Origin of the sequence: Aliikangiella coralliicola (assembly GCF_007004725.1) — a bacterium.
Taxonomy (GTDB): Bacteria; Pseudomonadota; Gammaproteobacteria; order Enterobacterales; family Kangiellaceae; genus Aliikangiella; species Aliikangiella coralliicola.
The window spans coordinates 1-14398 of the sequence record NZ_ML660163.1; the positions used below are offsets into that span (position 1 = coordinate 1).

At 39.3% G+C, this 14398-nt stretch carries 9 protein-coding genes; 4 read left to right on the forward strand and 5 right to left on the reverse strand.

Going from position 1 to position 14398, the window contains the following annotated elements:
* Nucleotides 1-177 precede the first annotated feature (177 nt).
* From FLL46_RS09120 to FLL46_RS09140, 5 genes are all read right to left on the reverse strand, one after another.
* Nucleotides 178-918: a hypothetical protein gene (locus tag FLL46_RS09120; protein ID WP_142893208.1), complete on the reverse strand. Its 741-nt coding sequence runs from the start codon at nt 916-918 to the stop codon at nt 178-180.
* A 227-nt stretch (nt 919-1145) separates the two neighbouring features.
* Complete coding sequence (locus FLL46_RS09125; protein ID WP_142893209.1) at nt 1146-1598, reverse strand: hypothetical protein; 453 nt, start codon at nt 1596-1598, stop codon at nt 1146-1148.
* A gap of 601 nt (nt 1599-2199) precedes the next feature.
* The gene (locus FLL46_RS09130; protein WP_246119292.1) at nt 2200-4449 is read right to left on the reverse strand and encodes a pre-peptidase C-terminal domain-containing protein; all 2250 of its coding nucleotides are present in this window, start codon (nt 4447-4449) and stop codon (nt 2200-2202) included.
* A gap of 426 nt (nt 4450-4875) precedes the next feature.
* A complete protein-coding gene (locus FLL46_RS09135) occupies nt 4876-6333 on the reverse strand; it encodes a S8 family serine peptidase (RefSeq protein ID WP_142893210.1) in 1458 nt (485 codons plus the stop codon).
* Between the two features lie 31 nt (nt 6334-6364).
* The gene (locus FLL46_RS09140; RefSeq protein WP_142893211.1) at nt 6365-7222 is read right to left on the reverse strand and encodes a hypothetical protein; all 858 of its coding nucleotides are present in this window, start codon (nt 7220-7222) and stop codon (nt 6365-6367) included.
* A 326-nt stretch (nt 7223-7548) separates the two neighbouring features.
* Here FLL46_RS09140 and FLL46_RS09145 point away from each other — a divergent pair, with 326 nt between their 5' ends.
* From FLL46_RS09145 to FLL46_RS09160, 4 genes are all read left to right on the forward strand, one after another.
* Nucleotides 7549-8979: a S8 family peptidase gene (locus FLL46_RS09145; protein WP_142893212.1), complete on the forward strand. Its 1431-nt coding sequence runs from the start codon at nt 7549-7551 to the stop codon at nt 8977-8979.
* Between the two features lie 245 nt (nt 8980-9224).
* Nucleotides 9225-11936, forward strand: a complete 2712-nt coding sequence (locus FLL46_RS09150) for an EAL domain-containing protein (RefSeq protein ID WP_168204104.1) — start codon at nt 9225-9227, stop codon at nt 11934-11936.
* An 11-nt stretch (nt 11937-11947) separates the two neighbouring features.
* On the forward strand, nt 11948-12826 hold the full coding sequence (gene phnD / locus FLL46_RS09155) for a phosphate/phosphite/phosphonate ABC transporter substrate-binding protein (protein ID WP_142893214.1): 879 nt from the start codon (nt 11948-11950) through the stop codon (nt 12824-12826).
* Nucleotides 12827-12845: 19 nt separating this feature from the next.
* Nucleotides 12846-14384, forward strand: a complete 1539-nt coding sequence (locus FLL46_RS09160) for a sensor histidine kinase (protein ID WP_168204105.1) — start codon at nt 12846-12848, stop codon at nt 14382-14384.
* The last annotated feature ends 14 nt before the right edge of the window (nt 14385-14398 follow it).

The following is a 14398-nucleotide window of genomic DNA, read 5'->3' on the forward strand; positions in this document are numbered from 1 at the left end:
GAACTAAACCCAACCATCGACTGTTTTAACAGCAAAGGCTAAAGACAAGATAACAAAAATGGCCAAAAATATTTGGCCAACGAATTTTATTACCTTGACTTATTAGAGGTGTCCATATATGTCTGTTAGTTTTTTGTTAGTTTTTACCGCCCCTAACAGACGGCCTGTCAGCTTTTCTTAGTTATCATCTTTTAAAGAATATTTAACGAAAGTTCTTTTCGGATAGTGTTTTTTAGCCAATTTAAACATTTTTTTTTGCATTGAATAAGTTGAGGAATATGCCGCGTCTGCAACATGATACAGCCTGTTCGTGGTATGAAAGACCGAGTACGCCAAGTGTTTTCCAACAACGTCAGCAAGAGCGTCAGGTGTCGAAAACAAACTAATATCGGGTTCCATTTGTAACTTTGGGTGAACTTGCTCTACGAGTATGTCGTGTCTCCGATTTGCATGATTAATTGCTGATCGAAATCTTTCCTCCTCAACATACAAATCGAGTAAAAAAGTTGGTTCCTTTTCAATTAAGAAATTTAATGACTTATAATCTAATGCTATATGTTCAACCGTTCCATAATTAATAGCAGGACATGTTATGAATCTAGATTTATCTTCTCGGAATTCATCAAGATTTTGCTTTAAGGTATGAAGTAAAAAAAACTGTTTTGCAATAGTAAATAAGGCAGTATTTATTGCTGTTACATGTTCTTTCTCTAATTCAGCTTCCCCTTTATCTCTATTTAGTTTAAATGCAAAATAGGCACCTATAAAAGCAGACATGATACCAATTGCTGCCTTTGTGAGATATTCCAAGTTTTTCGGAATAACCTCTTGTTCAACAGCAAGTGAAGAAAAATACCAGACGTTTAAAACTAGTAATGCAAATAGGAGACCTAAGAACTCATTTGCAAATTTCTTCATCTTGTTTATCTCCGCTAATAAACGACAACTACAAACATGCCCATAGTTTACATCTGTAGATGTGTTTTTGATTATGAATCAAAAGCACATTGGCTGCGGATAAATCTCATTTATCTCTCAAAAACCAAAGTATAACGGGCCAAGCTTATTTCACAATACACCACCAGAAACACTATGCTTACTTGCCCAGCGTTGTGATAGTTGAGTAGTTTTTTATGTAACAAGGACTAAAAGCAAAGTACTCGACAATGGAGAGTCTGATTCTCTTCAGCTCGGGCTCTAATTACCCATGAACCAGCACTTTGCTTATTGACTGTACATTCTTTATTCCCACCAGCCCCACCGAAATTAAAAATTATTTCGTTTATTCCACAATAAAAATGAATACTCGTAGTACTGGTTACTGAGTTATTGTTCCGAGCGACAGCTTCATAACTTCTTAACTTGAGATTTTTTATGTCAGTTCCATCTTGCCCGTCAAGACCATCTTTTCCTTTAAACCTTGGGTCTTCATTAAATTTTCGTAGTAATACACCCAAGAAGTTCTCGTCATTTTTTATGTCATTTCCTATTTTTTCCAGTTGAACAGTTGTAACAACTTCATCTGTCTTTGTAACTAACCAAGTTATAAAGCTAGCTATAATTGCTGCGAATACCGCAACTGCTATCTCTTTTTTCATTATATAATCCCCTCTATAATTTTTGCTCTATGTTGGTCACAAAAATAACTCAAATTTAACACTCCAGAATAAGGCTTAGAATCACGCAAAATATGGTGCTACACGGTTGTAGCATTCAGATTGTGTTAATACTTAAAAAAACAGGAAAATAATCATTTCTAGCTTCAATACGAGTAGAAAGTCTGTTACTTTGGAATCAGCAATATCGTTTATACAAGCAAGGGTCTAGATAACTTGCTGATTTTAAGTTCGCTTTGGGCTCCAACCTACAAAATCAAAAAAATGTATACACCTACGATTTCTTTTAGAAAGGTTAATGACACAAACGAACAAACCAACTCAAATAGAGATAAGCCCTCACTATAACCCAACCAAATCAGCAAAAGTCACTATTTTTAGATTTGTTAACCTATTCCACCGACTCAACAAATACCAACAGCCTCCATAAACTATTAAATAACTAAGATAAAGTTTTGAAAAAGCGTTGAAAGAGCAATGAAAATCTATTGATCAGCTTAAATATTTGTTGATCGACGTATTAAGGAAGAGATTTAAACCAAACATTACAAAAAGGGCCGGAATCCCGGCCCTAAAAAAATCCCTATTCCGCATTCCCTCGCAGAGTCACTCCCGAATAAGTCCGATAGGCTCTAACACTAATATACCAGGTTCCCGCCTGAGGATTATCAACTGAACAATTCTCAGTATTACCCGATTTATAAGGACGACATTCATAACTGCTGGTTGTCGGCTCTGCGCCGAAACGAACATACAAATCAGCATCACCAGTACCACCGAAAATACTCGCAGTTAACGAACTCATTCCCGCAGTAACATCCAACGAATAATGCTTCCAATTACCAGTACTTCCAGAAAGATCTTCATGCTCAAAACCAACACCACCCGTTGAGTCTGAATAATCTGCGACAAGTTGCACACCAGAATAATCCCTGTAAGCTCGCAACATTACATAGTAACGACCAGCCTGTGGCGAACTAAAGGTACAGTTTTCAGAATTACCATTTCTGTAGGGTCGACAGTCATAAGTACCAGTGGTTGGCTCTGCGCCAAATCTCACATATAAATCAGCATCACCGCTACCACCACTAATATCAAAAGTCAGATTGCTGGAATTAGCAGGCACATCAATAAAGAAATGCTCAACTTCACCTTGCGAACCACTCAGGTTTGTTACCGGAACCCCTTTCGACAAACCAGGATTCAGCGGATCAGTGACCTGAACACTTTGTGTTTTAGCATTGGTATTACCGTCATTATCAGTAACCGTTAGCGTCACCGAATAATTACCAGCGTTTGCATAAGTGTGGGTTGGGTTTTGAGAAGTTGACGAATTACCATCGCCAAAATCCCAACTATGGCCAGTGATCGTGCCATCAGAATCAGTACTTGAATCAGTGAAACTTACCACCAAATTATTCGCAGAGAATGAGAAGTTAGCCGTTGGATTACCATTAGGTGTTTCATTGTCACCAATTGGAATTTGCCCGCCAAAATAGCTAGAAACCTGTGGCCAGATTGCAGCGATTCTCACACCCTGGTTTTCACAACCACCGAAGTGATGAAGTGCGATAACTTTATTACTGCTGCTAGCAAGTACCGGAGAGCCCGAGCTACCACCAATAGTGTCACACATATATCCCATATCAGTATTAGTGCCACGGCCGTTTGCAAACGGAGAATCGACTCGGCATAAGCCACCGGTATTCTCGTCACTCTCAATCGACAACTCTTTAGGATTGCCTGAACCGTGTTGCGGAATATACATCAGCTCTTGCGCAGTTGCGTCACGCACATCAAGCCCAAAATATCCGAAGCTGGAAATAGAGCTAAAGTTAGTCACGCTGAATAATGTGTAGTCAAGGGTATAATCCGTTTTGAAAAGATTATCACCAGTTACAATCGTGGTTGGCTCTAAAGTGCTTCCGCCACAGGAAGTGTTTTGGTAGTTAAACCAGACTTCAGTGTTTGACAACTCAGACTGACTTTCAACACAGTGGTTGTTGGTGAACATATGATTCCCCGAACCAACCCGCCATGCAGTACAAAGACCAGAGCCATTGATCAATAGTCTGGCAACTGGACGAGAGCGTTCAAACTCAGTGGGATAAGAAGACGCCCAACATTGCACATCACGTCGCTCATTCACACCACAAGTCGAACGTGTCTCAACACTATCCCAAGTGTTCGGTTGCATCATCAGCTCAATAGTCTCAGGTGGAAAACCTTCCATAATATGATCGATAGCGACCTTGTATGGACGATTACCATTAGCACCTTTAACATACTCAATGATTGCAGTGTCACCAAGAATTGATAATGCAGAAAAGCTGGAAACACCGTCATCGCCTGCGTTGGCGTCTAGCGTGAACTTCGATGGATTTTGCCCACCATACCGGTGAACCTGAGTACCCGCTTTATTTTTAACTTCGACATAGCTTCCAGCAGGAATTTCAAATTGACTAAAGTGAACTTTAATAAAACTTGCGCCAGGTTTTCGAATAACAACTTTCTGTTTATCCTGAGCATCTAAAGCATTACTATTTAATGTTGATAACGATGCGCTATCGCTTAAGGCCGCGTTAAACTTAACGCGCGAAGCAACCGTTACCATTTGCGGTTGAAGTTCATCAACCTGTGATGCGTGACCCTTTTTAAAGGCGTTTTTGACCAGTGTTGAAGTACTAGCCGATTTTAATAATTTTAATGCCTCTGATTCAGATGCATCTTTCTGGCTAGATTGATTACCTACTGCGTTTAAACAAAACAAACTGAATAAAGCGACTAAAAATTTACCTGTAGTTTTTAGTGTTGCTGTTATTTTTTGTTTCATTTTAACCCTCCTATTTTTATATATGTGAATTTTATTTACAGTTTTTTTACTACTCCTCTTTTCCAATCTCACACTCAATAAAGCTGCCTGCACAAGGAAACTGCTTTGAACTAATCAAAAACAGCCACATCGTAAACAACCCAAATAAAGAATGAGAACAACTAGAAACTTTTTAAAATAAAATTTTCGTCAGTTGTATTTTTTATCGATACTAGAAACCAACAGAGCTTCTGGGGGTTACTCTTGTTTAGAATCCAGTTCGTTTGTTATTAACTATCTGTCGAAAATGCTTTTAAACTCTTTTTAAAATTGGTCTTCACCAAAAAGATTATTGGGAAAACCTCGTCGTGCTTTCGGTCAAAAAATTAAATTACATTGAAAAAAGGCGCTACCTCTCGGTAACGCCTTTGCCAACCAGTTAACGATTTATTCGTCAAGAAAACGCAAACTCAAAATTCCTTCTTCGTGAGGGAAGTTAAGAGGGTTGCCATCGTTATCAGGCTCAGTTGAATAAAATGCTGGTGTAATCGCATTATCAACTAACATTTGACGGACATTTTGGAAAGCAGAAAAGTCGAGCGACTGAGGATGCTTTTCCATCACTAACGCAGCTGCACCGGCAACGGCAGGAGATGCCATAGAAGTACCGCTAAGCAGCAAGTTCGCATGAGTACGATTTAGTGAGACGATAGTGTCACCTGGTGCTGCAATGGTAATTGCGCCAGATTTTTTGTCGCCCCAAGTATTAGGTCCATCACCATAGTTACTGAAGTTGGTGAAAACCGCTTCGCCAGTAGAATCATCATAGGTAGTGTAAGAGCTTACTGTGATAGTCGAGTTGAAGCCCGCAGGTGAATAACCGGCAGCGTCATCAGAACTATTACCCGCAGCAACTACAACAACCATTCCTTGATGAGCAGCGTTACAGTATGACTCAGCAACAAAGTTGTCACCGACATAACCAGTATCAGTACAATCACCTGGATCAAGTGAAGTTGGGCCACCCAAACTCAAGTTTGCCACTGCAGGCTCGCCGCGTCCCAACATATCAAATACTGCCCAGTTTAAACCGGCCAATATTGAAGAACCAGGACAACTACCCGCATAGGTACAAACCTTAACAGGGTGAACAATCGCTTCAGGTGCCATACCTAATGCATTAATCGCGTTATCGCCAGCAGCTACAGTACCGGAAACGTGAGTTCCGTGACCATTGTCATCAGAGAACGGCATTGGACATAGTTTTTTGTTTGATGGCCAGTTACAAAACTCCGGCGCATAACCTAAACCAAGATTGTCCTTAATATCTTTTTGACGAACATCAACACCTGTGTCCAATACATAAACGTGTTGATCAGCGCCACGATAAGCTGAAGAAGCAGCACCTGAATCAATCGGCCCTTGAGGAACAACTTGTGGCCAGTCGATTAGTTTTCTCTTCTTCTTGGTAGTTTTCAAATCCTTTATTTTATGTTTCTTTTTGTTGCTCTGATAAAGACCAGGATCGAAAATGGTATAAATCTCATCTTTATATACCCCTTCAACCTGACTATCATTTTGCAACGCTTCAAACTGCTCTTGTGTTACAGTCGCAGAAAAGCCGTGATAAACATTGTTATAAATGTGTTTTGGCGTAATCTTTTTATTGCTAACGAAAGATTGCACCGCTCTTTTTCTGTTTTCACCCTGCATTTGATGTAGCCGTTGAGTACTCATGCTTTGTGCATTAAGACTTCTGTTAGCACTCACAGAGAAAGGCATTTGTTCGTTTTTAAGTTTAACAATGACATCAATAGTATCGGCCGAATAAGCTATAGTGCTGGCAGAAGACAGCGCAGCAAAAACCATACTAGCAACAAGTGTTTTATTTGCTTTAAATTTCATGTTTAATATTCTCCTTGGTTAACTTATCCGATTATTTCGCGAACTTCGAAAGAACAGAGTGATTAAACATAATCTTCGTGCTCTTTGGTAATGGGATGACCATTCCATTGCTAAAGTGAAGTTTCAAATCAGTTTCAGTAAGGTTCTCAGTGTTATTAAGGATGGCCTCGATGACACTTTTAGTTGCTTTCTGATTTTTAACTACAATTTCATTAAATCCTACACCATTAGTTTTGAATCCAAGATCGAATCCGTCAACTGCATGGCTTTTTCCATCAAGCTCTATCGCATTAACCGTTAAAGTTAACTCACTCACTTTTCCGCCGTTACTGATTAATGTGGTCAGTAATTCAGAAGCACTTTTTACTGAAGACTGAAGATCCCAGTCCATGCTATCAATTTCTTGTGCAGGCGCTGTCATGGCTAAAATCAGGCCAGGCTCAATCCAGTTGCCATCATCATCAAGAGGTTGTGTTCTAAGGAAGTTATCTAAAAATCCATTGGTGTTAGGATCTTCGTCAACCGCAATCCAGTGTCTACGGAAGTCTCCGCCGGAAAACCCAGTTGCGCGATGGAAAGTATCAGCGTCTGGAATGATATCAGGGCGATGAGGTAAAGAACTTGGTACAACATTTTTGTAACTGGTAATCGTTGATTTAAATTTAAAGCTGCTTTTCATCCAGTCTCTATTACTGTATTTCACAGAATAAACATAGGTGCCGTCGTAATCACCGAAACCAGAAATAACTGCATTCAAAGAAGGAACATAGGCTTCGTGTTCCGTCTTATGTCCTGGATGGCCGGGATAGTCGGAATAACCGCAGCCAGAAGCCAAAATAACAAAAGCCAAAGCAAATATTTTGACTAATTTTTTTTTCATTCTTGACATTATCAATCTCCTATCGAAATACTTACCTTGAACAGAAAGTTCAAGATACATTCCTCACATTGCAAATTGTGTTAAAGAAAAGACCGCACCGAAGCTCAAATTAAAAGCGACTAATTAAAACTGCGACATGGCATCAGTTCCATACAGAATTGTCGAGAAGTGAATAGCTGAAACTGCGAGTTTGCTAACTGCGAACACAACTAATACCGACTTGGAACGCTAAAAAAATTAGCACAGAGTTTTACTTGTAGCTAGGTAATATTCACATTAGATTAGATGAAACTAATTTAGAAAGATGAAGCCAATCTAAAAAAATAAAAGATCACATGACAACAACATCCAAAAATGATACAAATAACTTTCGTGCTTCAAATCACCAATCTCCAATGGAGATAAGACTCTTCAAAACAATTATAAAATCTCTTTTTTATATCGCGACTTTAGGTTTTGCTTTAGCAACAAAACTATACGCGAACACTCATTTTAATAATCAGAAAAATGAATTCTGTTCATCGATAATTAAGAAATGCATTCCAATAGACTCGCTTATTAGAAAAAAAGCAAACACTCACATTGAAAAGACAAACACTCAGCAATGGTATGTAGAATTTGATCAAGAGATTAATCAAAATTCTCTTCAAGAGATTTTTGAAAATCATCATCTAAGTAAAGTTGAAGCTCGGCAACTTGTACAAAGATTGGCATTACAACTTAATAAAAATTCTGTGAATAATTACATCAATAAAAAACTTTTAGAAAAAAAACGGTCAATAAAAAGCATTAAATATATTGCGTTGAACAACTCGGCGATTTTTAGTTTTACAAAAATTGGCAACGCCCTTTCTGGTAATAATCTCGAAAACAATATCAGTACACATGACACAAAAATAAATGCGGACGGTCAGCAAAAGTCTCCCGCGCTGACCATAGCTGTAATCGATTCAGGGGTTAGCACAAAGCATGAGCAATTAAACTCAATTTCAATCACTCAATTTAACCCTTTGGACAATGATTACTCGATAAAAGACACAGGGTTAGGACACGGAACTGGAATTTTAAGCTTGCTAGCGGCTAAAGGCGTTAATGGACAACAACCTGGCTTATTGCCTGACGCGAATTACCTATCATGTAACGGCTTGCCTGGCGGTAAATATAAATTTTTGACTACTTTACAATGTATGAACTGGATTTTTCTACAACCAAAAGTAGACGTGCTTGTGAACGCCTGGCTCGCCTCAACACCTGGCTGCAAAAACGAATGGAACTACCCAATTCAAGTTTTGTGGTTGGCCAATACCGTTCCAGTATTTGCGGTAGGAAATTATGGAAAATCTCAGGAAACAAATTATTCTCCTGCGAACTTGAATCCTTTTGGAAACTCAGTCCCGCTATTATCGGTGGGTGCTATTGAAGAAAACGGCCGGCGACTAGAAACATCCAGCTTTGGCCTTAGCCAATGCGCTGAAAATCGAACATTGCCAACAATTATGGCGCCTGGTAAAGACCTTACAGTCGCCGTTCCTTTTACGCCAACCAGTTATCAGCGTGTTAATGGAACTTCATATGCCGTAGCTTTTGTGGGTGCAGCAATCGCACGACTATTAATGATGTTTCCAGAGATCTCCAATGAAAAAATTACAAACTCACTTTTAGAGACCGCTGACGACTTAGGAGAACCTGGAGTTGACTCGCACTATGGGCATGGAAAGTTTGATCTTAGTCGTACAATAAGTAAATTACGAGCAGAAAAAAAGTAGCTCATTCCTCAAACCGACATAAGCTCTTTCATTGGATTTTTCTCGCACTTTCCAGTGTTTCTTCGAAGCATTCTGTTCTCCATTTTTCAGTAATAACTGTAAATACCTAGTACGTAGAACTACGTAGAAATATTACTTACACGGGGTATTTCAACGGATTTCAATCGGCTTTCCAATTCTCTACTATTAAGGTCAACGCGCTTATCGGTAACAAAGTGGTAGGCATTATGGCGAAGGAAAGTAAGATGAAAGACAATGCCAAAAAACCGAGTCTATTTGTATTTTCTGGCGAAAAGGAATCGAATAAATCCGACAATCATTCCACTCACCAGCTAAAAAAAGAACCCTGGAAAGTGATGATTATCGATGACGATGAACTCGTTCACCAACTCACTCACCTGGTGTTAGAAAACTTTCAATTTAATGGTGCGCCACTTACTTTTATCGACGGTTATTCTGCTAAAGAAGCCAAGCAGCTGATCAAAAAACATCCTGACACAGCAGTTCTACTACTCGATGTAGTGATGGAAAATGACGAAGCAGGATTTGATGTCGTCGACTTCGTCAGAAAAAAGCTTGGCAATCGATTTGTCAGAATTATTCTACGAACTGGACAACCGGGGCAATTTCCCGAAAATAAAATAATTTCAGATTACGATATCAATGATTACAAGGATAAAACAGAGTTAACATCGGAACGACTAAACACTACGCTCATTACCGCTTTAAGATCGTATCAAGACTTGCAAACTATTGAGACATTGGTCGGTTCCAAAAATTATCTGGAAAAAAGAGTTGAGGAACGAACTCGAAAAATCATGGCGATTAACAAGGACTTAAAAAAGGCCGTTTATTTTCACGAAAAAACCAATCGCGACTTAGCCATCAGTCAGGACCGACTAGCCGAAGCTCAGAAAATTGCCAAGATAGGCCACTGGGAATGGCGTCCGGCTCAGGGTGAACTATTCTGGTCAGCTCAATCGTTAGAAATATTTTCGGTGAAAACACCACCGGAAAAAACCAATATAAAACACATATTCAGAGTAATTCCCGAAGATGCAAGGGCACAAATAAAAGCAGCCTTAAGACGGTTGTCGAGCGGTAAAAAAAGCTATGAGTTTGAACATGAAATAATTTGTCCAAACGGCGGAAAGAAAATAATAAAGCAACGGGGTAAAATTGAGTTATCTGCTGATAAGCAGGTAAAAAAACTCACCGGGACGGTACAGGACATCACCGAAACAACGCTTGCCGATGAACAGATGAGAAAGCTGTCAGGCGCGATAAAGCAAATTGCAGAAGCTGTGATTATTTGTGACAAAAAAGGAACGATTGAGTACGTTAACCCCTCCTTTTCCAAAATGACTGGATATAACGAAGAAGAAGTAATCAATCAAAATATAGTTCTGCTCAAATCTGATAAGCAAAGCGACGGCTTTTATAGACGCATGTGGAGAACCATTCGAAGAGGAGATGTGTTCAGCAATGTGATGATCAGCAGGAAAAAAGATGGAAGTTATTTCTACGAAGAGAAAACAATTACGCCGCAGGTAAATGCAGAAGGAAAAATTACGCATTTCATCTCAACAGGCAAGGACATTTCTGAACGAATGGAGGCAATGGAAAAGCTTCAATATCTGGCTCACAATGACACACTCACCGATTTGCCTAACAGGACTTTATTTAGAGACCGCCTTAACCAAGCTATTACGAGACTAGAATGGCAACAAAGAATAATTGCTGTTCTATTTTTAGATGTCGACCGTTTCAAGATCATCAATGATTCGTTGGGGCATGATACCGGTGATAATCTTCTGCGCGAAATTTCGCGGCGCCTCGAACAAAACGTTAGGTCCGGAGATACTGTGTCGCGTCTTGGTGGTGACGAGTTCGCGATACTCTTAAGCGACATTAGCCGGAGAACAGATATTGCACCAATCGCAGAAAAGCTACTTGATAACCTGAGCAAACCCTACTACATCGGCGAGCAAGAACTGTTCGTGACTATCAGCATTGGCATAAGCACTTCGCCACAGGATGGTGAGGATGTTAATACGCTTATCAAAAAAGCAGACGTCGCTATGTACCAGGCTAAATCAAAAGGAAAAAATAATTATCAATTTTATACCGACAAGGATGAGAAAAAAGCAAAAAGAAGGCTCACGATGGAAGTTGGTTTGCGGAGGGCGCTGGAAAAAGAGCAATTCTTTTTGTGTTATCAACCTCAAGTCGATATTGCAACCAATAAGGTGACCGGTGTCGAGTCACTGTTACGTTGGAGGGACGATCAGGCAAATATAGTATCGCCATTTGAATTCATTCCTGTGTTAGAAGATACCGGAATGATTACAGGAGTTGGAGAGTGGGTTATCCGAGAATCCTGCAGGCAGGGAGTCGCCTGGGAAGCTGAAAACCTGAATTTAAAAGTCGCCGTTAATATTTCAATTCGACAACTTCAAGTTCCCGGTTTTGTCAAACAGATAGAAACTGTCTTGAATGAAACCGGATTTTCCGCTAACAAACTGGAATTAGAACTGACTGAAAACTTATTGATCGAGCACATCAAAGATACCTCAAATACATTTCACGAATTGCACGATCTGGGTATTAAGCTGTCAATTGACGACTTCGGCACAGGCTATTCCTCAATGAATTACTTAAAAAGATTGCCTTTTGATACGCTTAAAATAGATCGGGCATTTATCAAAGATATTATGAATGATCAAGATGATGCAGCTATTGCTAACGCGATAATTACCCTGGCTCATTCAATGGACATGGAAGTCGTTGCGGAAGGTGTCGAATCTTCGCCACAACTCGGATATCTAAAACAGCGACATTGTGATATCTACCAAGGCTTCTTATGCAGCCCTCCCGTTAACCATCATTTGATTAGCGATTTGATTGCTAATTACCCCACTAGCTTGATTGATAGCCATTCCCACTCTGTTTCATGAGGTGAAAAGCGATGACGATTAACTACAACTTCAAAGTTAGCCTGTTGGTTTGGGCTTCGATATTCGTTTTAATTGGATGCTCCGACTCGAACCAACAAATCGTTGAAGCCGAAAAGAAAGTTATAAGAGTTGCCGTTGAACCTAGTCACAGTGGAGTCAAAACTAGAATAAAGTTCGATCAACTACTTGATTATCTCGAACTGAAAACTGACGCCAGGTTCGAGCTTGTGAAGGTCAATTCTTATACCGAGCTTATCGACCTATTTGTTCAAAAGAAGATTGATCTGGGTTATTTTGGTGGCGTGTCTTTTGTCATTGTCAATGAAAGAGCTGGCGCCATTCCACTGGTGTCCAGAGATATTGATACCAGATTCACCAGTACCTTTATCATTAATAAAAAAAGTAATATTAATAGTCTGCTTGACTTAAAGGAAAAGTCCTTTAGTTTTGGTTCAAGATTATCGACTTCCGGGCATTTTATGCCCAGGTTTTTTCTCAATCAAAAAGGGCTTAATCCAGAAGCTCACTTCGATAAAATTATCTATTCAGGAACCCATGATAAAACAGCACTTCTTGTACAAGATGGCACCGTCGATGCCGGCGTATTAAACTCAAAGACTGTCGAAAGAATGCTGAGCAATGGTGATATAGACACAGACAAAGTAGCCATTCTTTGGAAAACCCCGCGCTTCTTTGCTCATGTTTGGGCGATTCAACCTGAATTTGACGAGAAACAAAAAGCGATGATTGAAGATGCTTTTCTTGAGCTCTCACTATATCAAGAAAGGCAGCAAAGTATATTAAAATCAATGGACGCGAAATACTTTATTCCCATCAGCAATCACGACTTTGACTCTCTAAAAAAAGTCATGAATGGTTTTAACAGATAGAACGGAAAGGATCTGTTTAATGAGGGCAGTACTACAAAAGGAAAAAATCGTCAAAAGCGTCTACCTTTTGATTTTTCTACTGGCAATTTTTGGTCTCTCTGTGGCAGCCCTCATTCTACTTTTTGACAATATTGATAGAAAAGCAGAGACAAAAATAGCGGAATATCACATAGCTACAGAGCTTTACGCTAGAAGTTTAGTCGAGATTATTGTCAACGCAAAAGCTGATACGCTTTCATCTCATCATGACGAAAAAAAACATTCTAGTCTCAAACCCACACATTTTGGCTCGATAGAAAAGTTAGAAAATATTCAATACGAAATAAAGAAAGTAGTAAACTTGATAAGTTTGACTAACAGAAAGTTTAATGACCCAGCTTTCTCTCCTGCCACCTCGAGATTAAAGGAAAGTTATTTACGCTTTGAAAAAAATTTTAAAGTGATGGCGAAATCAAACTCAAAAAAGATAGTCCCACTTTTTGAAGAGTTGTTGAATAGGTCTGAGCAATTAATGAAACTTCACAAGCGCTCCTACAGAGCACTTTTAGAGAAAAAAAGAAAAGAAAATTACAATGAAACCAATATACTATTAGTAATAGTTTTATCCCTTTCTGTTGTTCTACTTCTTGTTGTCAGGATAATCCTGAAGCAAATTTATTCTTCCCTGGAAGAGAAAGTTAGCGCCAGAGAAGCCATGGAGAACTTGAATGCCAACCTGGAGCGAATCGTCGAAATAAGGACCAGAGAGCTTAAAGACACCAATTGTGAACTAAAAAAAACCATAACCAATTTGGAGAAAACTCAGGAGCAACTGATTGAGTCGGAAAAAATGGCGTCACTCGGCAACCTGGTTGCTGGTATCGCCCATGAAGTCAATACACCTCTTGGCGTTGGTGTAACCGCAATTACATTTTTGCAGCATGAATGTAAAAATCTAGCGACTTTTTATCAGCAAGGGAAATTGACGGAAACCGCTTTTAAAAACTTTATTAGTACATCCTCTGAGTCTTGTACAATGTTGAAGTCAAACCTTGATAGAGCGGTCGATTTGGTTAAAAGTTTTAAACAAGTGGCCGTAGATAGAACTCATGAAGACTTTCGCCAGATAAATATGAAAAGCTATATTGACCAGGTCCTTCAGAGCTTGCATCCAAAGTTAAGAAAAACCTCACACGAAGTTAACCTAATATGCCCCTCAAACTTAGAGTGTTCGACCAATCCCGGCGCACTTTCACAAATATTAACCAACCTGATTATCAATTCTTTAATACACGGCTTCGAAAATATTGATTGTGGAAAAATCACTATCGATGTATCTAAGTCTGGCGATAGAGTCGAAATAATGTATAAAGACAACGGTTCAGGGGTTCCGGCCCACGCTCGGAAAAAGATATTTGAACCATTTTTCACGACCCGCCGAGGAAAAGGCGGTAGTGGTTTAGGTATGCACATTGTATACAACTTAGTGACTCAATCTCTTGACGGAACAATAAAGCTGGATAAAGAAGAGGCATATGGCGCTGTTTTTAAAATAGATTTTCCCATACATCACAATTAAAAGTTGCCAACAGA